21 protein-coding genes and 1 tRNA gene are annotated in these 20,355 nt (G+C 70.4%); 11 read left to right on the top strand and 11 right to left on the bottom strand.

Going from position 1 to position 20,355, the window contains the following annotated elements; genetic code table 11:
• The first annotated feature begins 72 nt into the window (after positions 1-72).
• The gene (locus OXG55_03790; protein MCY4102376.1) at positions 73-1,263 is read left to right on the top strand and encodes a P-loop NTPase; all 1,191 of its coding nucleotides are present in this window, start codon (positions 73-75) and stop codon (positions 1,261-1,263) included.
• Between the two features lie 58 nt (positions 1,264-1,321).
• Here OXG55_03790 and OXG55_03785 read toward each other — a convergent pair whose 3' ends face one another.
• The gene (locus OXG55_03785) at positions 1,322-1,579 is read right to left on the bottom strand and encodes a WhiB family transcriptional regulator (protein ID MCY4102375.1); all 258 of its coding nucleotides are present in this window, start codon (positions 1,577-1,579) and stop codon (positions 1,322-1,324) included.
• Positions 1,580-1,819: 240 nt separating this feature from the next.
• Between OXG55_03785 and OXG55_03780 the strand changes: the two genes are divergently transcribed.
• On the top strand, positions 1,820-2,527 hold the full coding sequence (locus tag OXG55_03780; GenBank protein MCY4102374.1) for a glycerophosphodiester phosphodiesterase: 708 nt from the start codon (positions 1,820-1,822) through the stop codon (positions 2,525-2,527).
• On the opposite strand, the gene OXG55_03775 is transcribed toward OXG55_03780, so the two are convergent.
• Positions 2,521-3,510 (bottom strand): diacylglycerol kinase family protein, encoded by a 990-nt coding sequence (locus tag OXG55_03775; GenBank protein ID MCY4102373.1) that lies wholly within the window; start codon positions 3,508-3,510, stop codon positions 2,521-2,523. The two genes, OXG55_03780 and OXG55_03775, sit on opposite strands and share 7 nt — an antisense overlap.
• Before the next feature lie 78 nt (positions 3,511-3,588).
• On the opposite strand from OXG55_03775, the gene OXG55_03770 reads away from it, so the two are divergent.
• From OXG55_03770 to OXG55_03760, 3 genes are all read left to right on the top strand, one after another.
• Positions 3,589-4,365: an electron transfer flavoprotein subunit beta/FixA family protein gene (locus OXG55_03770; protein ID MCY4102372.1), complete on the top strand. Its 777-nt coding sequence runs from the start codon at positions 3,589-3,591 to the stop codon at positions 4,363-4,365.
• Between the two features lie 10 nt (positions 4,366-4,375).
• Positions 4,376-5,353, top strand: coding sequence for an electron transfer flavoprotein subunit alpha/FixB family protein (locus OXG55_03765; protein ID MCY4102371.1), 978 nt, complete (start codon positions 4,376-4,378; stop codon positions 5,351-5,353).
• 229 nt (positions 5,354-5,582) lie between these two features.
• Positions 5,583-6,863: an ammonium transporter gene (locus tag OXG55_03760; GenBank protein ID MCY4102370.1), complete on the top strand. Its 1,281-nt coding sequence runs from the start codon at positions 5,583-5,585 to the stop codon at positions 6,861-6,863.
• 43 nt (positions 6,864-6,906) lie between these two features.
• Here OXG55_03760 and OXG55_03755 read toward each other — a convergent pair whose 3' ends face one another.
• From OXG55_03755 to OXG55_03735, 5 genes are all read right to left on the bottom strand, one after another.
• Positions 6,907-8,520, bottom strand: a complete 1,614-nt coding sequence (locus tag OXG55_03755; GenBank protein ID MCY4102369.1) for a SulP family inorganic anion transporter — start codon at positions 8,518-8,520, stop codon at positions 6,907-6,909.
• A 59-nt stretch (positions 8,521-8,579) separates the two neighbouring features.
• On the bottom strand, positions 8,580-10,229 hold the full coding sequence (locus OXG55_03750; GenBank protein ID MCY4102368.1) for a SulP family inorganic anion transporter: 1,650 nt from the start codon (positions 10,227-10,229) through the stop codon (positions 8,580-8,582).
• Positions 10,230-10,346: 117 nt separating this feature from the next.
• The gene (locus OXG55_03745; protein MCY4102367.1) at positions 10,347-11,096 is read right to left on the bottom strand and encodes an SCO1664 family protein; all 750 of its coding nucleotides are present in this window, start codon (positions 11,094-11,096) and stop codon (positions 10,347-10,349) included.
• A gap of 12 nt (positions 11,097-11,108) precedes the next feature.
• The gene (locus OXG55_03740) at positions 11,109-11,591 is read right to left on the bottom strand and encodes a DUF3090 family protein (protein MCY4102366.1); all 483 of its coding nucleotides are present in this window, start codon (positions 11,589-11,591) and stop codon (positions 11,109-11,111) included.
• A 47-nt stretch (positions 11,592-11,638) separates the two neighbouring features.
• Positions 11,639-12,277 (bottom strand): MSMEG_4193 family putative phosphomutase, encoded by a 639-nt coding sequence (locus OXG55_03735; protein ID MCY4102365.1) that lies wholly within the window; start codon positions 12,275-12,277, stop codon positions 11,639-11,641.
• A 351-nt stretch (positions 12,278-12,628) separates the two neighbouring features.
• Between OXG55_03735 and OXG55_03730 the strand changes: the two genes are divergently transcribed.
• A complete protein-coding gene (locus OXG55_03730) occupies positions 12,629-14,308 on the top strand; it encodes an ATP-binding protein (GenBank protein ID MCY4102364.1) in 1,680 nt (559 codons plus the stop codon).
• Between the two features lie 377 nt (positions 14,309-14,685).
• Entirely contained in the window at positions 14,686-14,985 is a 300-nt protein-coding gene (locus OXG55_03725; GenBank protein ID MCY4102363.1) for a helix-turn-helix transcriptional regulator, read from the top strand.
• Between the two features lie 107 nt (positions 14,986-15,092).
• On the opposite strand, the gene OXG55_03720 is transcribed toward OXG55_03725, so the two are convergent.
• Entirely contained in the window at positions 15,093-15,887 is a 795-nt protein-coding gene (locus OXG55_03720; protein ID MCY4102362.1) for a site-specific DNA-methyltransferase, read from the bottom strand.
• A 299-nt stretch (positions 15,888-16,186) separates the two neighbouring features.
• On the opposite strand from OXG55_03720, the gene OXG55_03715 reads away from it, so the two are divergent.
• Positions 16,187-16,888, top strand: a complete 702-nt coding sequence (locus OXG55_03715; GenBank protein ID MCY4102361.1) for a uracil-DNA glycosylase — start codon at positions 16,187-16,189, stop codon at positions 16,886-16,888.
• A gap of 33 nt (positions 16,889-16,921) precedes the next feature.
• Positions 16,922-17,275: a hypothetical protein gene (locus tag OXG55_03710; GenBank protein MCY4102360.1), complete on the top strand. Its 354-nt coding sequence runs from the start codon at positions 16,922-16,924 to the stop codon at positions 17,273-17,275.
• 46 nt (positions 17,276-17,321) lie between these two features.
• Here the strand turns inward: OXG55_03710 and OXG55_03705 are convergent, their stop codons facing one another.
• Complete coding sequence (locus OXG55_03705; protein MCY4102359.1) at positions 17,322-18,488, bottom strand: Coenzyme F420 hydrogenase/dehydrogenase, beta subunit C-terminal domain; 1,167 nt, start codon at positions 18,486-18,488, stop codon at positions 17,322-17,324.
• Between the two features lie 105 nt (positions 18,489-18,593).
• Here OXG55_03705 and OXG55_03700 point away from each other — a divergent pair, with 105 nt between their 5' ends.
• Together OXG55_03700 and OXG55_03695 are read left to right on the top strand one after the other, a co-directional pair.
• Positions 18,594-18,851 carry a hypothetical protein gene (locus OXG55_03700; protein MCY4102358.1) on the top strand — a complete coding sequence of 86 codons (258 nt, stop codon included), beginning with the start codon at positions 18,594-18,596 and terminating at the stop codon, positions 18,849-18,851.
• On the top strand, positions 18,851-19,285 hold the full coding sequence (locus OXG55_03695) for a PIN domain-containing protein (GenBank protein ID MCY4102357.1): 435 nt from the start codon (positions 18,851-18,853) through the stop codon (positions 19,283-19,285). Before OXG55_03700 ends, OXG55_03695 begins: the two co-directional genes overlap by 1 nt.
• Positions 19,286-19,298: 13 nt before the next feature.
• Here OXG55_03695 and OXG55_03690 read toward each other — a convergent pair whose 3' ends face one another.
• Together OXG55_03690 and OXG55_03685 are read right to left on the bottom strand one after the other, a co-directional pair.
• A complete protein-coding gene (locus tag OXG55_03690) occupies positions 19,299-20,135 on the bottom strand; it encodes an SDR family oxidoreductase (protein ID MCY4102356.1) in 837 nt (278 codons plus the stop codon).
• 109 nt (positions 20,136-20,244) lie between these two features.
• A tRNA-Arg gene (locus OXG55_03685) sits at positions 20,245-20,316 on the bottom strand.
• Positions 20,317-20,355: the final 39 nt, after the last annotated feature.

The following is a 20,355-nucleotide window of genomic DNA, read 5'->3' as shown; positions in this document are numbered from 1 at the left end:
GGGGCACCCACCGCCGGCAGCCTCCGGCCGGGAATGGCGGGGCGCGCCGCTAGCCTGCGGTCACCGGTGTCGATGGCGCCGGCGGCGACGCTGGAGGTCCCCGTGCCCGCCACGAAGGTGCCCACGAACGAGCAGGTCCTCGAGGCCCTCGACGGGGTCGACGATCCCGAACTGCACCGCAGCATCGTCGAGCTGGACATGGTCGGTGACGTGCGCATCTCGCCGCGGGGCGTCGTGGAGGTGGAGGTCGCTCTCACCATCGAGGGCTGCCCGATGCGCTCGGAGATCACGAACCGGGTCTCGACCGCGGTGAGTGCCCTGCCGGGCGTCCGCGACGTCCGGGTGGAGTTGGGCGTGATGACCGACGCCCAGCGCGCCGCCCTGCGGGAGCGCCTCATCGGCGACCCTGCGGCCACGGCCGGCTCGGGCCCCGCCCACGGTCACGCCGAGGGCCGCGCCATCCCCTTCGCCGATCCGGCCTGCCGCACGCGCTCCCTGCTGGTGGCCTCGGGCAAGGGCGGCGTCGGCAAGTCCTCGGTAACCACCAACCTGGCGGTCGCCCTGGCGGCGCGCGGTCGCAGCGTGGCGGTGGTGGACGCCGACGTGTGGGGGTTCTCGATCCCCCGGATGCTGGGCATCGACCGCCGCCCGGTGGTCATCGACGAGATGCTCGTCCCGCCCGAGGCCCACGGGGTGCGTTGCATCTCCATGGGGTTCTTCGCCGCCGAGGATCAGCCGGTCATCTGGCGCGGGCCCATGCTGCACAAGGCGCTGGAGCAGTTTCTCACCGACGTGTGGTGGGACGACCCCGACTACCTGCTCGTGGACCTCCCGCCGGGCACAGGCGACATCTCCATCTCGCTGTCGCAGTACCTGCCCCGCAGCGAGGTGTACATCGTGACGACGCCCCAGCCGGCCGCGCTCAGCGTGGCGCAACGGGCCGGCTTCATGGCCAAGCGGGTGCAGCTCACCACCAAGGGCGTCATCGAGAACATGTCCTGGTTCACCGGCGACGACGGCAAGCGCTACGAGTTGTTCGGGTCCGGCGGTGGCGCGGAGTTGGCCCGCCGCCTGGAGGTGCCGTTGCTGGGTCAGGTGCCGCTGGTGACCGAGTTGCGGGCCGGTGGCGACTCGGGCCGGCCGGTCGCCGCGCTCGACCCCGACGGCGAGGCGGGCCGGGCCTTCGCCGCCATCGCCGAGGCGGTCGACGTGGAGCTGGCGCCGACGCGGCGCTACAACCCGGGCCTGAAGCTGATCGACTGAGCTGGTCGACCGAGCTGATCGACCGGCGCTGATTCGCCGGGGCCGGGCCCCGGGGCGCTCAGGCCCGGCTGAGGCGTCGCAGCCGGTGGCGCTCGTCCTCGGTCATGCCGCCCCACACGCCGGAGTCCTGGCGGGTGCTCATGGCGAAGTCCAGGCACGGCTCGCGGGCCGGGCACTGGCCGCAGACGGCCTTGGCGCTCTGGATCTGCTCGACGGCCGGACCGGTGGTCCCGATGGGGAAGAACAGAGCAGGGTCTGTGTTCCGGCAGGCGGCCAGCGTTCGCCAGTCGGTTTCGCCCGGCGACGCCGCAGGCAAGGTGAGTGCCAACTCGCTCTCCCGGTTGCAGGCTGGTGGATACGGTTGGCGCGAACGTCGTCGGTCGCGCCGGCGGGTAGGCCGTAACGATAACGATCGCCTGTGGAAAGTTCAAGATCGACTGTGGGAAGCTTGGGCACAACCTGTCAGTGACTTGGCGGGACCGGCCGGAGGGAGGGCTGTGGCGCACACATGTGGAAACGACGAGCGGCCGCGCCGCGCCGTCGCCGGGGCGGGCCGATGACGCTGGTGGTGGCGCACCGCGGCGCTTCGACCGGTGTCCGCCAGAACACCGCCGAGGCGTTCCGGCTGGCGCGCCGGCTCGGCGCCGACTGGGTCGAACTCGACGTGCGGCGCACGGTTGACCACGTGCTGGTCGCCCACCACGATGCCCACCTGCCCGACGGCAGGCTCGTCGCCGACACCCCCCTCGACGAGTTGCCCGACTGGGTTCCCTCCCTCGCCGAGGCCTTCGAGGCCTGCGAGGGCATGGGCGTGCTGGTGGAGATCAAGAACGATCCCGACGAGCCCGGCTACGACGGCGACAACACCATCGCCACCGCCGTCGCCGGCCTCGTCTCGGCCTACCGCCCCTACGACGAGGTCATGATCTCGTCCTTCAACACCACCACAATCGAACGCATCCGGGAGGTCGACGACCGGCTGGCCACGGGTCTGCTGATGTTCGACCCCGTGCGGGTGCTGCAGGGCCCCGACCGCGCCGCCGCCTCCGGGCACGTGGCGATCCATCCTTACTACGCCACCGTGGACGCGGCGCTGCTGCGCCGGGCGCGCCGGGCGTCGGTGGCGGTGTGGGTCTGGACGGTCAACGAGGCCGCCGCCGTCGAGGAGTTCGTGCGCCTCGGCGTGGACGCCATCATCACCGACGACTGCCCGAAGGTGCGGGCGATCCTGGAGCAGGTCACCGCCGAGGGCGGGTCTCAGTAGCCGAAGGGCAGCACCAGCCGCAGCGCCTCGGGTCGCCAGGTCAGGCGCAACTGCATGAGCCGCCCGGCGAAGTCCCCGTCCACCTGTACCGGCACCGGGCGGTGCCCGACGACCCGCAGATCGGTGACCCCTTCGGCGTAGTCCACCTCGCCGCCCGCCGCCACGCCGCCCTCGCTGCGCAGCGCCTGCATCACCAGCCGGCCGAGCCCGGGCCCGGTGAAGTCGCGCACCGAGAGCAGCACCAGCGGCTCGCCCAGCGAGGCGCGCGGCGCCAGATTCAGGGGCCGCGTGCCCAGGTACGTGTACGGGTTGGTGTTCAGGCACACCGCGAAGCAGCCGTCCTCGATGCGGCGGCCGTCGGGGAGTTCCAGGGCGAAGTACGGCTCGTCCCGGTCGATGTGCCGCAGCCAGGTGACCGCGGTGGCGTACACGAACAGGGCGTGGTTCAGGGTGCGCTTCAGGTCGCTGCGCCGCTCGACGCGCTCCACCACGGCGGCATCGAAGCCGAGGCCCACGTGGAACAGGAAGTGGCGGTTGTTGACCGCCCCCAGGCCGACGCGCTCGATCGCCCCGCTGTCCAGGGCGCCCAGGAGCGCTTCGGCTGCGTCGATCGGCTCGTCGGGGAGCCCCAGCGTGCGGGCGAAGACGTTGGTGGAGCCGCCCGGCAGCACCCCCAGCGCCGCCTCGGAGCCGACGAGACCGTTGGCGGCCTCGTTCAGGGTGCCGTCCCCCCCGAGCACCACCACCGCCTCGGCGCCCCGCTCCACACCCCGGCGGGCCAGGGCGGTGGCGTGGTCGCGCCTCGTCGTGATCGCCACCGACACGTCGTGGCTCCGCGACAGGATCCGGTTCACCACCACCCGGGTCCGGGGCGACACCGAGGACGCGGAGGGGTTGACGATCAGAAGCAGCTTCAGGTTCGGCTCCTCTCCAGAGCCCGGCCCGTCCCGCGACGCTAGCGCTGCGGTCCTCGCCGACCACAATCACGGCACCGGCGGCGTCCACCCGGGCGGCCACCGAGGCGCGTTGTAATCGGGTTGGCCGAGCAGCAGACTCTGACGGTGCGAATCGCAGTCTGTGTGAAGCAGATCCCCGACCCGGCGAACCCCGGCAAGCTCGATCCGGATACGAACACCCTGGTCCGCGACGAGAAGCTCATCCTCGACGAGTCCGACTCCTACGGCGTCGAGATGGCGCTGCAGATGGCCGAGGCCACCGAGGGCGAGGTGATCGTGGTCTCGATGGCGCCCAACGAGGAGTTCGGCGGGCTGCGCACCGCCCTGGCCATGGGGGCCGACCGGGCCATCCTCGTCAGCGACGAGGCTCTGGCCGGCAGCGACGCCCTCGGCACCGCCAAGGTTCTGGCGGCGGCGATGCGCCGAGCCGAGCCCGACTTGATCCTGACGGCCACGGAGTCCACAGACGGCTACACCGGCACCGTGCCCGCTCAGATCGCCGAACTGCTGGGCCTGCCGTCGGTCACCTTCGCCAAGTCGGTCAACCTCGGCGACGGCGAGGTGACCGTCCAGCGCCAGACCGAGGAAGGCTACGACGAGGTCGTCTGCCCGCTGCCGGCGGTGCTGTCGGTGACCGCCGGTGTGGTCGAGCCCCGCTACCCCTCCTTCAAGGGCATCATGGCGGCCAAGAACAAGCCCGCCGACCGGCTCGGGATCGCCGACCTGGGAATCGAGGCCGGCCAGGTCGGCTGGGCCGGCGCCCGCCAGGAGATCGTCGAGGTGGCGCCCGTGCCCGCCCGCGAGGCCGGCGAGATCGTCGACGACGAGGGCGACGGCCACGAGCGCATCGTGGCGTTCCTGGAAGAACTCAAGGTCCTCTAGGGAGGTCGCCATGGGTGTCGGAACCGTCTGGGTGCACGTCGAGCCCGCCCCCGGTGGCGTGGCGTCGATCTCCCAGGAGCTGCTGGCGGCGGCGCGCCGCTTCGGTGAGCGCGTCGAGGCGGTCTGCGCCGGCGGCGACCCCGACGCGGTGAGCGCCGCGGCGGGCGAGCACGGCGCCTCCGCCCTGCGCTATCTCGAGCGTCCCGACGAGGCCCTGGTCGGCCCGCTGCTGGCGACCTCGCTGGCGGAGGCTGTGGCCGCAGCCGAGGACCCGCCGGCGGTGATCCTGGCGGCCACCACCTACGACGGGCGCGACGTGGCCGGCCGTCTCTCGGCCCGCCTGGACACCCCGGTGGTCACCAACGTCACCGAACTGGCGGTCAGCGACGGCGCCCTGATCGGCATCGAGCCCGTCTTCGGTGGCACCACCAACGTGCACACCCGCTTCGCCGGCGCCGGCGGCCCGCAGATCTTCCTCATCCGCCCCAAGTCGTTCCAGGCCGAGCCGACCGGCGGGCCGCCGGCGCAGCTGGTGGACCTGCCGGCCGCCGACTGCGGCGCCGCCGGCGCCGCAGTCGTCATCGGCAGCCAGGCCGAGCAGTCCACGGGACCCAAGCTGGACGAGGCGGCCGTGGTGGTCTCGGGCGGCCGTGGCCTCGGCGAGGCCGGCAAGTACGAGATGATCGAGCAGCTCGCCGGCCTGCTGGGCGGCGCCGCGGGGGCCTCCCGCGCCATCGTCGACGCCGGCTGGGTTCCCTACTCCCAGCAGGTGGGCCAGACCGGCAAGGTGGTCAAGCCCGACGTCTACATCGCCTGCGGCATCTCCGGCGCCACCCAGCACCTCGTGGGGATGAAGAACTCCCGCAACATCGTCGCCGTCAACAAGGACGCCGAGGCCCCCATCTTCGGGGTGGCCGACCTCGGCATCGTCGGCGACGTCCACCAGGTGCTGCCCCGCCTCATCGAAGCCCTGCAGGCCCGCGGCTGACCGGGCAGGCGCCGCCGGTGCCGAGTCCGGCTCCCGCCTCGTAATCGATCCGGACTTCGACTCCGGCGTCCCCCACCCTCCCCGGTTGTCGCAGGCCCAAGAGGGGCCTGTGGGCGGCGCTTGAGGGGCAAGCAGAGGCGAGGAGACGACTGCTAACGTCCCCGCCGGGATCCGCGGCCGCGGCCGGCGCGAGATCGACCCGATCGTCTGGCAGCAGGGAGGGAGCGCTGTGATCGACGTCTCAGCCCAGTTCATCCTCAACTCCTTCGCATTCCTCATCTGGGGGGTGCTGGTGATGTGGATGGCGGCGGGGTTCGCCATGCTCGAGGCGGGCTCGGTGCGCACCAAGAACGCATCGATGATCTGCCTGAAGAACATCGGGATCTTCTCCATCGCCGGCATCGCCTACTACCTCATCGGCTACAACATCATGTACGTCGACGTGGGCGACGCCGTCGGCTCCTTCCGGTTCCTGTACGAGTCGTCGGCTAGCGAGGTTGCGCTGCTCGGCGGTGACGAGGGCGCCGTCGGGTCGGTGGTCGACAACGGCTACTCGGTCATGTCGGACTGGTACTTCCAGATGGTCTTCGTGGCGGCGGCGGCCTCGATCGTGTCCGGGGCCATCGCCGAGCGCATCAAGATGTGGTCCTTCTTCGCGTTCACGCTGATCCTCACCGCCTTCATCTACCCGATCGTCGGCTCCTGGACCTGGGGCGGCGGCTGGCTGGCCGAGCGGGGGTTCGTGGACTTCGCCGGCTCCACCATCGTCCACAGCACCGGCGGCTGGGCGGCGCTGGCGGGCGTCATGATCATCGGCCCGAGGCTCGGCAAGTTCCGCCCCGACGGCACGGCCCGGCCCACGCCACCCTCCAACGTGCTGATCGTCACTCTCGGCGTGTTCATCCTCTGGATGGGCTGGTTCGCCTTCAACGGCGGGTCCGTGCTGGCTCTGGGCAGCGCGGCCGACGCCGTGAGCATGAGCGTCGTGCTGGTCAACACCAACCTGGCGGCTGCCGCCGGCGTCGTGTCGGCGCTCGCCGTCTCCAAGAGGCTGCTGGGACGCATGGACCTCATCGCCGGCCTCAACGGCGCCATCGCCGGCCTGGTGTCCATCACCGCCGCGCCCTACATCACCGAGCACTGGTGGGCGATCGTCATCGGCGCAATCGGCGGCATCCTCTGCACGGCCGGCATCAAGGCGCTCGAGATGATGAGGCTGGACGACGTGGTCGGGGCCATCCCCGCCCACCTGATCTGCGGCATCTGGGGAACCATCGCCGCCTGCATCGCCGGCGGCGCAAGCTTCGGCACGCAGCTTCTGGGCGTCGTGACCATCGGCGCCTTCTCGTTCACCGCCTCCTTCGTCGTGTGGAAGCTGATCGACATGACGATCGGCCTGCGGGTCTCCAGGAAGGTGGAGCAGCTCGGCCAGGACGTCGGCGAGCTCGGCATCGAGGCCTACCCCGAGTTCGTGGTCGTCCCCGAGGAGATCTTCAACGACGACGAGTAGGGGGCCGGCGCCCGCCGGGATGCCGCTCGACAAGTGTGAGGCGTCAGGCGCCGATCAGCCGTCGTGCCGCTTCTCGGGCCTCGTCGAGGTCCTCGACGATCTGGTCGGCCGGGATGTGCGCCAGCACGTCGAGCCCCTCCATCGTCGTGGCGGGCGCCCCGGCGAGGCCCATGACGATGCAGGCGGTCTCCTCGTCGCGGGCGATGTCGACCATCTGCCCGACCATGTGGGCGGCGCTGTCGTCCATGTGGACCGTCTCGGAGAAGTCCAGGATGACGACCTCGTGGTCGCCGATCTCCGCGCCGATCCTGTCGATGATCATGTTGGAGGAGGCGACGGTGAAGCTTCCCTTGAGGGCCACCAGGCCGACGCGAGCCGCGAACGGGTCCTCCTCGCCGGTGTCGCCGAGGAAGGTCCGGTCCAGCAGCGGCACCGAGACAACGCTGTCCAGTTGCAGGCGCTCGAACTGCCGGGCGCCTGCCATTCCCGCCGCGATCAGGCCGATTGCCACGGCGGTGACCACATCCAGGAAGACGGTCAGGCCGAGGGTCAGCAGCATCACCAGCAGGTGTTCCCTCTGGACGTGGGTAAGGCGCCGGATGAAGCGCCAGTCGATGATGTCCCAGCCGACCTTCATCAGGATCCCGGCCAGGACGGCGTGCGGGATCACTGCCGCGTAGCGCCCGAGCCCGAGGACGACCCCGAACAGGATCGCCGCGCACAGCGCGCCCGCGACCGGGGACCGCGCGCCGGCCCGGATGTTCACCACGGTGTTGGGCGTGGCTCCTGCCCCGGGCAGCCCGCCGATGAACCCGCAGACGGTGTTGCCGATGCCCTGACCGATCAGCTCCCGGTTGGGCTTGTGGCGGGTGCGCGTCATGGCGTCGGCGATGAGCGACGTGAGCAGGCTGTCGATCGAACTGAGCAGCGCCAGGGTGAGGGCGGGCGCCACCGAACGTGCCACGAGATCCGCCGACAGGGCCGGCAGGGCCAGTTCCGGCACGCCGCCCGGCACGTCGCCGATGACCGGCATGTCGGTCGGCCACAGCACGCTGGCGAGTGTCCCGGCGACCAGCGCCGCCACCGCGGGCGGCAGGAAGGCACGCAGCCGGGCGGGCCAGGCCGCGCCGACCACCAGGGTGATGGCGCCAACCGCCAATGCGCCGGCGTTGAAGTCGCCGATCGCTCCGCGCCACGCACGGACGGCCCCCGGCGCACCGCCGGAGGCGACGGGCGCCCCCAACATCGGCAGGGTCTGCATGAGGATGAGGATCAGCCCGATCCCGGACATGAATCCCGAGATCACCGAGTGCGGCGTGTAGGAGACGAACCGGCCGATCCGTAGCACGCCGAGCAGGATCTGGATGAGCCCCGCCATGACGACGACGGTGAACACTTCGGAGAGGTTGTCGGCGTGGTGGGTGACGATCGCCACGAACGCCACGGCCATCGGGCCGGTGGGGCCGGCTATGAGGGTTCGGGTCCCTCCGAAGACGGCGGCGAAGAATCCCAGTGCCACCGCCCCGTACAACCCGGCGATCGCCCCGAGACCCGACGCAACCCCGAACGCCAGTGCCAGGGGAAGCCCGACGACGGCGGAGATGAGGCCGCCGAAGACGTCGCCCCGAAGGGCTTCGACGTTGTAGTTCCCCCTCATCGGCACCCGCCTGCTCCGCTCTGCGAGCGAGCTGAGCCTAATTTGCCGTCGGTGACCTGTTAGGCGTCCAGCAGGCGCTTGGCGACCTCGCGGGCGCCGTCGAGGTCCTCCACGATGTGGCCGGCGGGGATGTGCCGCAGCACGTTGAGCGACCGGAGGGTCTCCGCCGGCGGGCCGTGCAGGCCCATCACGATGCACTCGGTGTCGGTGGCGCGGGCCACGTCGATCATCTGCTCCACGACCAGCGCGGCGCTGTCATCGATGTACTGGGTCTCGGAGAAGTCCAGGATCACGACCTCGTGCTCGCCGATGTCCTGGCTGAGGGCCTTGATCAGCCTCCGGGAGGAGGCCACGGTGAAGTTGCCCTTCAGCCCCACCATGCCGGTGCGTGCCGCGAACATGTCCACGTCGTCGTCGAGGTCGAAGATGTCCACGTCGGCATAGAGGAAGGTCTGGTCCAGCAGCGGCACCGAGACAACCCGGTCCATCTGGAACAGCTCGAAGCGGCGCGCCCCCACCATCCCGGCCACGACCAGGCCCACCGCCACGGCGGTCAGCAGATCCACGAACACCGTCAGCGCCAGCGTCGCAACCATGACGGCGAGGTGCTCGCGCTGGATCTGGCGGATGCGGGTCAGGAAGCGCCAGTCGATGATGTCCCAGCTGATCCGCATCAGGATGGCGGCGAGGGCGGCGTGGGGGATCACCTCCAGGAACCGCCCGAGCCCCAGCAGGATGGCCAGCAGGATCCCCGCGCACAGCACCGCCGAGACCCGGGTCCGGGCGCCGGCCCGGATGTTCGCCCCGGTCAGCACGGTGATCCCCGCGCTCGGCATGCCGGCGATGAAGCCGGTGACCACATTGCCGATGCCCTGGCCGATGAGCTCGCGGTCCGAGTCGTGCTGGGTGCGGGTCATCGAGTCGGCCATCAGCGAGGTGAGCAGCGTGTTGATGGAGCCCAGCAGCGCCAGGGTGATCGCCGGCTGCACCGCCCGCCCCAGCAGGTCCACCGAGAACGCCGGCAGGGCGATGGTGGGGAAGCCCTGGGGCACGTCGCCGATGATCGGCGTGTCGCCTCCCCAGGCGACGCTCAGCAGCGTGCCGGCGATGAGCGCCGCGAGGGTCGCCGGAAGCCAGCGCCGCAGGCGGGTCGGCCAGATGATGCTGACGGCCAGGGTCACGGCGCCGATGACGACGGCCTGGAGGTTGAGGCCGTCGAGCAGGTCGGGCCAGGCGCGGATCGCCCCCAGCGACCCGCCCTCGACGACGGCGCTGCCCCCGAAGGGCAGGGTCTGGCTCAGGATGATGATGATGCCGACGCCCGACATGAACCCCGAGATCACCGAGTACGGCGTGTAGGCGATGAACCGCCCGAGCCGCAGCGCGCCGAGCAGCACCTGCAGCACGCCGGCCATGATGGCGATGGCGAACACCTCGGTGATGCTCTCCACCTGCGTGGCCACGATCACCGACACCGCCACGGTCATGGGCGCCGTGGGGCCCGACACCAGGGTCTGCGTGCCGCCGAAGAGCGCCGCGAACAGCCCCATGGACACCGCCGCGTACAGGCCGGCCACCGCCCCCAGCCCCGACCCCCCGCCGAATGCCAGCGCCAGCGGCAGCCCCACCACGCCGGCGGTGATCCCGCCGAGGACGTCGCTGCGGAGGTCGTCCCTGCTGTAGCGGAGTTTGTCCGTCAGGTTCCGCATGGCGGCGCGCCTCCGGCGGCGACGCTACTCCCCGGCGAGGGGCGGGGTCGTTTTCTTCCGGGGCCGGCAAGGACCGGCGGACTGTCCGGCGGTTCGGTTCCCTTTCGGTCCCTTGGACTACACCACGGGCCAGGGCCAGCGCCTGCCGGAGGGGTCGGTGGGGAAGCGGCCGTCGCTCAGCAGCGTCTCCGATCGCACCGCCACGGCGGCGCACTCCGCCGGGTCCAGCAGTTCGGCCAGCGCCTCCGGCGGCCCGTCCTCGCACAGCACCCCCAAGCCGTCGCGCACGTCGCCGGGCAGCGGGTCCCCGGCGAAGTCCCACAGCACGGTGCGCAGCTTGAAGACGGCGTGGAAGCAGAGGCCGTTGTCGATGGCCCAGACGTGGTCGCCGCCTTCCAGCAGCACGTGGCCGCCCTTGCGGTCGGTGGCGTTGGCGACGATGTCGAAGGCGCAGAGCCGGCGCAGGGCGGGGTGCAGTTCTGGCCGTTCCCGCAGCGTGAAGTAGTGCTGCTCGAAGTCGGCGAGCACGAACAGCTGCAGCGACCCGGCGCCCAGGGGGCCGTCGCGCACCACGGTGGGCGGCACCAGGTCCCAGCCCAGCGCGGCCGACAGCTCGTAGGCCGCCGCCTCCCGCCTGTGCAGCCCCGGAGGGAAGTCGTGCAACGGCCGCTCGCCGCGGGCGGGCTTGTAGACGGCTTGCAGCGCCGGCTCGGCGCCGGGGTCCTCACCCGGGCTCACGTCCACGAGGAACGTGGCGTTGGAACTCCACGGCAGGCGCCCCAGCACCCGCACCTCGCCGGTCGCTAGCAGCTCGACGGCGTCGGCGTCCGCGACGGGCCCTCTGGCGCGGATCGGGGATTCGCCCACGGCGCAGCGGGGTCAGTTCCAGCAGGGACAGAAGCCGTCGTCGTGATTGAGGGGCGCCCCGCAGTACGGGCACGGCGGCCGGCCGGCGGCCACCAGGGCGTTCGCCTGCTGGACGAAGCCGGCAACCTGCCCGGGACGGAGCGCGATGCGCGCCGAGGCGGCCTCGTCCTCGTCGTCCTCGGTGAGTTCCTCGATCCACAGGATGATGCGGCGGTTCGTCTCCTCGTAGGCCGCGCCGATGGTGCCGACGATCCAGTCGGGGCCCTCGGGCTCGCGGAAGTCGGCCTCCCCGGCGTCGGCGTCCCGCGGGTCCGGCGGCGCGTCGGCGCTGCCCTTGCGCTCGATGTCGCCGAGCATCTCACTCAGGAACCTCGCCAGGGCGGCCACCTGCTGCTTCTCCATCTTCAGCGACGCCTCGATGTCGCCCTCGCGGACCTGCAGGAAGAAGACGCGCCGGCCTGTGGGCCCGACGGTTCCGCAGGCGAAGCCGTCCACGTCTGAGAATTCGTAGGAGGAGGGCATGATCGGTGGGGGTGCGACGGTCAGCCGGGGCGCAACGTGCGCAGGTCGTCGCCGGTGGAGTTTACGGTCAGCACGAGAGGGCCGTCGCCGCCGTAGGCGATGACGGTGACTGAGCAGGGCGAGACGACGATGCGCTGGAAAAGGTCCAGCGGCGTGCCGACCGCCTGGGCGACCGCCGCCTTGATGCAGTCGGCGTGGGAGACCGCCACGATGGCACCGCCCCGGTGGCGGGCGGTGAGGTCGGCGAGGGTGCCGCAGACGCGGGTCTGCATCTCGGCGAACGACTCCCCGCCGGGGAAGCGGAAACCGCTGGGGGTGTGCTGAACCTGCCGCCAGGCGGCGAGGCGCCGCAGGTCGGCCAGCTCACGTCCTGTCCAGTCGCCGAAGTCGCATTCGTTCAGCCCGTCGACGGTGCGGACCCGCCGCCCGGCGGCGCGGGCGATCGGGGCGGCGGTCTCGGTGGCCCGCTCCAGCGGCGAGGCGTACACGGCGCGCACGTCCGCCAGGGCGCCGATGCGCGCCGCGGCGGCCTCGGCCTGCGCCCGGCCCGTCTCGTTGAGGTGCAGCCCCGGCGCCCGCCCTGGCAGCACCTGCCCGGTGGTGGCGGTGGCGCCGTGGCGCACCAGCAGAACCGTGACCGCACGGCGGGCAGCAGCCATCGCCCGCTCAACCTAGCGTTCGGCGATCCCTCGCAGCACCCCGTCAGGACGCTGTGCCCAGAGCGCGTCGATGTCGGGGAGGTCGAGTAGGTCGTGCAGAGTCGCGAGAGATCGCCTCTCGTACACGCCAAAGAGGGTGCGCGGATAGGCTCTGAACAGGGGAGTTGCTGTCCTGCCTCAGTGGCGCGAATCGCGCAGCCGGAGCCTGGATTCCGGCCTCCGCCGGAATGACGGGATTCGCGGATTGGAATTCTCGGTCGGTAATGGCCGCCTATCCCCTAACGCCCGAAGGGGCGTGTAATCTGAAACTTGAGCTTTCAGATTACACGTACCCGTTGTTATGATGACTCTGTGATTCGTCGAGAGATTGCCGATCTTGTACTGAAACTGTTCCGACAGTACCCGTTCGTGTCGGTGACCGGGCCGCGCCAGTCCGGCAAGACGACGCTGTGCCAGTCCCTCTTCGACGACGCTGAGGTCAGCTACGCCAGCTTGGACGCGCTCGATGTCCGTGAGCGAGCCGAGCGCGATCCGCGGGGATTCCTGCGCGACCTCGGCACGCCGGCGGTCATCGACGAAGTCCAGCATGTGCCGTCGCTCTTCTCGTATCTGAAGGAAGCGGCCGATGCCCGCGGCGCGAACGGCTTGTACGTGCTCACCGGCAGCGAGAACTTCAAGCTGAACGAGGCGGTCGGCGAGTCTCTGGCCGGCCGGATAGCGCAGCTGCGCCTGCTTCCGTTCTCGTTCGAGGAGAGTCGCCGGGCGGGCGGGGCAGATGCGTTCGCCGAGATCGCGTACAGGGGCTTCTACCCGCGCATCATCGACCAGCGACTCGAGCCGCGACAGGCGCTGGCCGACTACTTCGACACTTACGTCGAGAGGGATGTCCGCCGGATGGGCGGCGTCGGCGACCTCTCGGCATTCCGACGGTTCTCGGCGCTGTGCGCAGGACGAGTCGGGCAACTCGTCAACTCGGCACAGCTAGGCGCGGACGCGGGGGTGACACACACGACCGTCCGGCATTGGCTGGCCGTGCTCGAGCGCAGCTACATCGCCTTCCTGTTGCCGCCGTATTTCGCCAACATTCGAAAGCGGCTGGTGAAGTCGCCGAAGATCTACTTCTACGACGTCGGCCTCGCCAGCCACCTGCTGGGGATCGGTGAACCGAGCCAAGTAGCGACCCACCCGTTGCGCGGCCAACTGTTCGAGAACATGGTGGTCGCCGAAGCGATGAAGCACAGCTTCAACCGCGGGCGCCATCCCCGGCTCAGCTTCTACCGGGAATCGGGCGGGCTGGAATGCGACCTGTTCCAGGAGACTGGGCGCGGCATCCATGCCGTCGAGATCAAGTCGGGGGCAACCGTGGCCTCCGACTGGTTCGGGCCGTTGCACCGTGTCGCCGCGACTGTCCCCGGCATTACGGCCCGGACCGTTGTCTTCGGCGGCGACAATCAGCAGTCTCGGTCGGAGGTCGACGTGGTGCCGCTCGGGAGATTCCCTGCGGCACTGAGCCGATTCGACACCCACACGGCGGTGATCGTCGGCAGCGAGGGCGCCCCGGTTGACGCTGCGGCTGTCCTGGCGCTGTTTCCCAACGGCACGAGACGCGGCGCGACGACCGACGCGAGGGGTGTGGCCCGCCTCGACCTCCACACCGAGGACGTGCCGATGACGGTGTTCGTCGCAGGGCCGGATCTGAGCGCCCACGTATCGACAGGTTGGGTTCCGGCTGAGGGCGCCTTGAGCGTCGAGTTGGTGCCGCTGGTCGGCGGCGGCTCGGCAATCTTCGAAGACCGGACCGGGTCCCTGCCGGGCATCGAAGGCCGACTCGACCCGATACTCGACGGGGACGGGCGTACGTGTCTGTACACAGACAACGTGGCTGTCAACGGCGCCCTCAGCTCCGGCGCGGTCCACTTCGCCGTCGGCGAGGAGATCCTTCGTCTCCAAGACGCCCACGGCAACGCGTGTGACGTGAGGTTCGTGGCGATGAGAGGTCAGTCGTCGCTGCTGGAATACCGCCCGCTCTGACCAGCCGTGTCTGTCACATATATGCTACACTTCGTGTGTGCCGGATGTCGTCTACTACGGGACGGCCAGAGGCGACGAGCCTGTAGCGGACTACGTGGAATGACTTGGGCGCTCGGGGGACAAGCGCGACGTGGCGGCGATCCTCGACCTGATTGTGGAACTTGAGGAACGGGGGAGCGCGCTGCGTATGCCCGAATCCCGGATCATCGACCGCGCCGAGCGCATCTTCGAGCTGCGGCCCCGCTCGCACCGGATCGCTTTCGCCGTACTTGGAGGCAGATACGTCCTCCTCCACGCGTGGCGAAAGCGGTCTCAGACCCTTGATAGACGAGAACTCGCCACCGCCCGGCGGCGGCTTGCGGATTGGAGGAGCCGTCATGGCCAGCAACGCCCGAGCGCACATTGAAGAGATCGTCGCCGACGACGCCGAAATCCAGGCGGAGTACGAGACGCTGCGACTGAGGCGCGCGATAGTCGGCCAGCTGCGCGCCCTGCGCGAGCAACGGAACTGGACGCAGCAGCAACTCGCCGAAGCCGTAGGAGTGCCGCGCAGCGCGATCTCCCGTCTCGAGTCGGCGGGACACAGCCCGCGCCTCGAGACCCTTCACGCCGTGGCGCGCGTGTTCGGCTACGACGTGGATGTGCGCTTGAAGCGTCGGCGGACCCCGGTGGCGTGAAGCGACACGTTCTTCGGCCGGCCGGGCGAGATCGATGATGCGTTACGCCTTGGCGGGAGACGGGATCGGGAGTTGTGCCCGCGGCGGAGAGGGCGGCGCGGTCGGTGTCAGATAGCGACACGGAGTAGCCCCAACTCCTCCTGGACGCAGTCGTCGGCGAGCCGTTCGGTCGCCACGGCGACGTATTCGTCGAGCAACTCGATTCCACCGGCCCGCCGTCCGTGGCGGCGCGCCGCGACCATCGTGGTGCCCGACCCTGCAAACGGGTCCACGACAACCCCGCCGGGTGGGCAGGCCAGCTTCACGAAGAACTCCGCGAGGCCCTCGGGCATGACGGCGGTGTGGCGTCCTGCCGGACCGTGGTGCTGGTTGTAGCTCTGGCTGACGGCGATGACGTTTCCCGGATCGGCGCCGCCGCAACCGTAGGTCTTGGTCCTGTCCCGACCGAACCCGGCGTCGGTGTTCTTGCGGCCGTTGGGGTCGCCGAGCCGCCTGGCGATCTCTGCCGGATCGGCCTTGTAGGGGACTCGCACCGCGTCGAGGTCGAAGAACGGCTTGGGCCCTTTGGCGAAGTGGTACACGTACTCGAAGCTGTCCTTGGTCCGCGGCCCGAACCGGCCGGGGATGGCGTTCGGCTTGGCCCAGATGTACGTCTCGACCCACCGCCAACCCATCCTTTGCATGGCGAGCACCAACTCGTAGACGTACGGGTGACGCTGGCCCTGCAGTTCTCCTGATTTCGCCACCCGGTTCTTGATGTTGAGCACGAACGATCCGGTCGGGCCTGTTGCCTCGCGCATCGCCGCGGCGAAGGGCAGGAACCACTCGACGTAGTTGTCCGGGTGGATCCGCGAGTAAGCCCGAGCGTCGGCATAGGGGGGCGAGGTGAAGAACAGGTCCACCGACTCTGCCGGCAGACGCTCCAGCCAGAGTTCCGCGTCCCCCCAAACGACCCCGTCGTCGAGGACTTGGTGCAGTGCCTCATCCCGATCGTCGGGCGGTGGCGGGGGTGCTTGCCCGACAGTGTTTGACGCTATGCGGCGATGATAGCTACAGGGGTGTGACAGCTACGGGACGGTAGGAGTGTTGGGGACGTCCCGGTCGCCGGGAGCGTCACATCCCCCGGACGGCACCGGTTAGCGTCCGGGAGATGAGGTCCTCCGGTGGCGCGACGGGGCCCAGGCACGGAGATGCCGGGGATGTGCTTGGCAGGACCGCTGCAGGGGTCCAGGTCTCGGCGGCTGAACGGCTGGGGGCTCTGGAGGCCGAGGTGGTGGCGTGTCGGGCGTGCCCGCGGCTGGTGGCGTGGCGGGAGGAGGTGGCGCGCACCCGCCGGGCCGCCTTCGCCGGCGAGGACTACTGGGGCCGGGCGGTGCCGGGCTTCGGCGACCCCGAGGCCCGCCTGCTGGTGGTGGGGTTGGCGCCCGCCGCGCACGGCGCCAACCGCACGGGGCGCATGTTCACCGGCGACCGTTCCGGCGAGTGGCTCTACCGGGCGCTGTGGCGGGCGGGCTTCGCCAACCAGCCCGAGGCCCTCCACGCCGCCGACGGGCTGCGCCTCACCGGCGCCTGGGTCACCTCGCCGGTGAAGTGCGCGCCGCCCGCCAACAAGCCGACCGGCGAGGAGTTCGCCGCCTGCAGCGGCTTCTTCACGGCCGAGTTGGCGGCGCTGGCGCAGGTGCGGGTGGTGGTGGCGCTGGGCGGTCTGGCCTGCGCCGCGGTGGCGCGGCACTGGGACCTGCGTCCCCGGCCCCGCTTCGCGCATGGGTTGGAGGTGCCGCTGGGCGGCGGGCGCACCCTGCTCTGCTGCTACCACGTGAGCCAGCAGAACACCTTCACCGGCCGGCTCACCGAGGACATGCTGGACGCCGTCTTCGACCGGGCCCGCCGCCTCGCCGGATAGCCTGCGCCAGTCATGGATCGTTCGGGTCGAGGCGTGCGCGGGCCGCGGCTGGCTCTGGTGGGCGTGTGCGCCGCAATGGTCCTGCTGCTGGCGGCCTGCGGCGAGGGCGGCGAGCCCACGTCCTTCGACGACACCGTCGAGACCAACTTCATCAGCGGCTGCGAGCTGGCCGCCGAGACCGACCCCCGGATCAGCCCGGTGGCCCCGCGGTACTGCGCCTGCGCCTACGACCGCGTCCGGACCGAGATCAGCTTCGAGGACTTCAAGCAGCTCGACGACGACGTGAAGGACGACGCCGGCAACATCATCGACGAAGACGCGGAATCCACCGCCGCCCGCCTCTCGGCCATCTTCGCCGACTGCCGAGCCGCCAACACCCGCAGCTGACCCCTCCCCGGACTGCCCAACACCCGCGGGGGCCCCGCCCCCGCGGTCACCCCCGGGAAGGCAGCCCCACCCGGGCCTCGGGCGCCGCCCAGTCGGGCCAGCGCTGGCGGCTCTTGGCCGAGAGTTTGTGCATGAGGGCGATGGCGCCCGGGTCGGCGTCGCCGGGCCGCCCCTCGATCACCCCCTCCTGCAGCATCCGCACGATGATCTCCCGCCCCAGCGGCGTGCGCACCACCGTGAGGGTCCAGTCGCTGACGTCGCCGATGCCGCCGGTGGAGATGTCGGCGTGCTCGGCGGCGAAGTCGGGGCAGTGCAGGCAGCCCTCCCGGGTCCAGGCGTGGCACTCCTTCAGGCTGATCTCGTGGTAGTCGCCGTTGTGCATCCACACCTGGAAGACGCCCTTGATGTTCATCTTCTTGATGTCTTCTTTGCGCAGCCCGTACTTGATCCAGAAGAGTTCGTCGAACAGCGAGTCGTCGAAGCTCTTGGAGCACAGCAGGCCGATGTTCAGCTTGATGGGCCGCCCCACCTTGCCCACCTTGCGGTGCCACATGACCGGCCCGATGGAGGTCTGGCAGCTCATGCCCACCAGCGCCAGCTCCTTCAGTCCCCGCTCGGCGGCCTCGGGGTACGCCATGGTGTTGGCCGAGTAGGTGTAGCGGCTGCCGGCGGCGGCCAGTACCTCGTCGCGGTCGGTGGCCACGCCGGGGATGGCCTTCCAGCCGGCGGCCTCGCCCTCCAGGTGCGACACCAGGGCGCCGTCGATGATGCCGTTCTCCAGGCACCAGATGAGGATGGCCGACACCAGCCCGCCGTCCTGGCCGACCTCGTAGACGAAGTCGTCGCTGGCGCGGGTCAGGATGATGTCCTTGTAGACGCCCGAGGGCTCGTCGTCGCTGCGGCGGCGACCGAAGAGGTGCTCGTCGGCCTCGGGCTCCCAGGCCCGGAAGCGGGGGCAGGCCCGGGTGCAGGAGGTGCAGCCCTTCACGCCGTGGACGCAGTCCTCCAGGCCCAGCTCCTCCTCCAGGTGGAACGGGTAGTACTGGCCGGGCTCGTGGCGGTAGCCGATCACGTCGTGGGGGCAGGCGATGACGCAGCCGGCGCAGCCGGTGCACAGCCCGCTGGTGATGACCTCCTCGTAGAGCTCCTTCCACTGGTAGGTCCAGCGGGGCTTGGGGGCGGGCGCCGCCGGCGCGGTCATCGTGTCGCTCATCGCCGTCGATGGTACCGCCGGGTGCCGCGGTCACCGGTCCGGGCAGCGCGCATCGTGCCGGCCGAGATACTGTGACTACGGTAGTGATCACACGAGTGGAGGTCTGTGATGCGCTCGGTCGGGGTCAGGGAGTTCAGGGATCACGCGACCGCGTTGATGAAGCTGGGCGAGACGATCCGCATCGAACGCCACGGCAAGCCGATCGGCTTTTTCGTGCCGGTTCCGGCACCCAAGAGAAGCCGCCAGGAGGTTCGCCAATCGCTGGACCGCGTCGGCGAAGCGGTCCAGCGGGTGCTTGACCGGACAGGTTTGGACGAGGAGGACCTCGTCGAGGCGGTCGTCCCCGGGAGCCGAACGAGCTGATGCTGCTGGTGGTCGACACCAGCGTGCTGGTGGCCGACCTACTGCGGATCAGGGGAAGGGAGCGGCTCAGCGACCACCGCTTGGACCTGTGTATCCCCGAGCACACACTGGGCGAAGTTCATGCTGAGTTGCCTCGACGCATCGGTGCCGTCGCGGCGTCCGCCGGGTTCGCTGCGGCTGAACGGGACGACCTGTTGATTCTGTGCCTCGATGCGGTGGACAACAACCTGGCAGTCGTCGCCGCCGAGGTCTACTCGCCGTTCGAGGAGGAGGCGCGGGCGCGCTCGCAGCGAGATCCCGACGACTGGCCGGTCGTTGCTTGTGCCCTGGCCCTGAGCGCCGCGGTGTGGACGAACGACAACGATCTCCTGGGCACCGGTGTCCCCACCTGGACCACCCAGACCCTTCAGACCTGGCTGGATCGATCGGGCTGACGAGCGGGTTCGGTCACAGGCCGGTGCGGCCCGCCTCGCGGATCATCGGGAGCAGTTCGGAGTAGGGGGCGTCCTCGGCCTTCGAGCCGGTGGTCACGCCGGCGTCGGTGGTGAGGCAGTGGCCGTTGGTGTAGCCCGACTCGTCGCCGGCCAGCCACAGGGCGGCGTTGGCCACGTCCGACGCCAGGCCGGGTCGCCCGGCCAGCGGCGACTTCTCGGTCAGTTCGGCCAGTACGCCGTCGATGTCGTCGGGGTCGCCGAAGTGTGCCATGGCCACCATCGGCGTGGCCATGGAGTGGGGGGCGATGCAGTTGACCCGGATGCCGTGGCGGCACAGCTCGGCGCCGGCGTTCTTGGTGAGCCCCACCACGGCGTGCTTGGCGGCGGCGTAGGCGTGCGGTCCGAGCCCGCCGATGACCCCCGCCGTGGACGCCATGCTGATGATCGAACCCCTCTGGCGGGGCTTCATCACCCGGGCGGCGTGCTTCATCCCGTAGAAGACGCCGTGTAGCAGCACGTCGACGGTGAACCGCCACTCCGCCTCGGGGATCTGGTCGATCGGTCCCCGGGCGCCCACGATCCCGGCGTTGTTGTACATCACGTCGAGCTGCCCGAAGCTGTCGACGGCCAGGTCCACGAGCGCCGCCACATGCTCCTCCCGGGTCACGTCGCAGCGGATGAAGCGGGCCGCCTCGCCGAGGTCGTCGGCGATCGCCTGCCCGGCCTCCACCTGGATGTCGCCGAGCGCCACACGGGCGCCCTCGACCACGAACAGCCGCGCCGCGGCCTCCCCGAAGCCGCTGGCGCTCCCGGTGATGGCCGCCACCTTGCCCGCGAGTCGTCCAGCCACGGTTGGTCCTTTCATCTCCCGCCCGGCGCCGATCGCGCCACCGCTGCGCCCTCCGTGGGGTTCTGGAACCTGCGCGCACGGCTCCGTCGGTTGTTGTTCGATCGCTTTGCGCCCTCGGCAGGATTCGAACCTGCGCGCACGGCTCCGGAGGCCGCTGCTCTATCCCCTGAGCTACGAGGGCCGGACTCGCAGGCTAACGCTGCGTGCGCCCTCACCGGTA

The sequence above is a fragment of the bacterium genome (assembly GCA_026708055.1).
Classification (GTDB): Bacteria; Actinomycetota; Acidimicrobiia; order Acidimicrobiales; family CATQHL01; genus VXNF01.
This window is presented reverse-complemented; position numbering and strand designations above follow the sequence as displayed.

Excerpts from the sequence above, each read along its gene's own strand:
- OXG55_03780 (MCY4102374.1), top strand. The coding sequence starts at position 1,820 with ATGACGCTGGTGGTGGCGCACCGCGGCGCTTCGACCGGTGTCCGCCAG.
- OXG55_03695 (MCY4102357.1), top strand. The coding sequence starts at position 18,851 with ATGCTGCTGGTGGTCGACACCAGCGTGCTGGTGGCCGACCTACTGCGG.
- OXG55_03705 (MCY4102359.1), bottom strand. The coding sequence starts at position 18,488 with ATGAGCGACACGATGACCGCGCCGGCGGCGCCCGCCCCCAAGCCCCGC.
- OXG55_03750 (MCY4102368.1), bottom strand. The coding sequence starts at position 10,229 with ATGCGGAACCTGACGGACAAACTCCGCTACAGCAGGGACGACCTCCGC.
- OXG55_03735 (MCY4102365.1), bottom strand. The coding sequence starts at position 12,277 with ATGGCTGCTGCCCGCCGTGCGGTCACGGTTCTGCTGGTGCGCCACGGC.
- OXG55_03765 (MCY4102371.1), top strand. The coding sequence starts at position 4,376 with ATGGGTGTCGGAACCGTCTGGGTGCACGTCGAGCCCGCCCCCGGTGGC.
- OXG55_03725 (MCY4102363.1), top strand. The coding sequence starts at position 14,686 with ATGGCCAGCAACGCCCGAGCGCACATTGAAGAGATCGTCGCCGACGAC.
- OXG55_03790 (MCY4102376.1), top strand. The coding sequence starts at position 73 with ATGGCGCCGGCGGCGACGCTGGAGGTCCCCGTGCCCGCCACGAAGGTG.
- OXG55_03755 (MCY4102369.1), bottom strand. The coding sequence starts at position 8,520 with ATGAGGGGGAACTACAACGTCGAAGCCCTTCGGGGCGACGTCTTCGGC.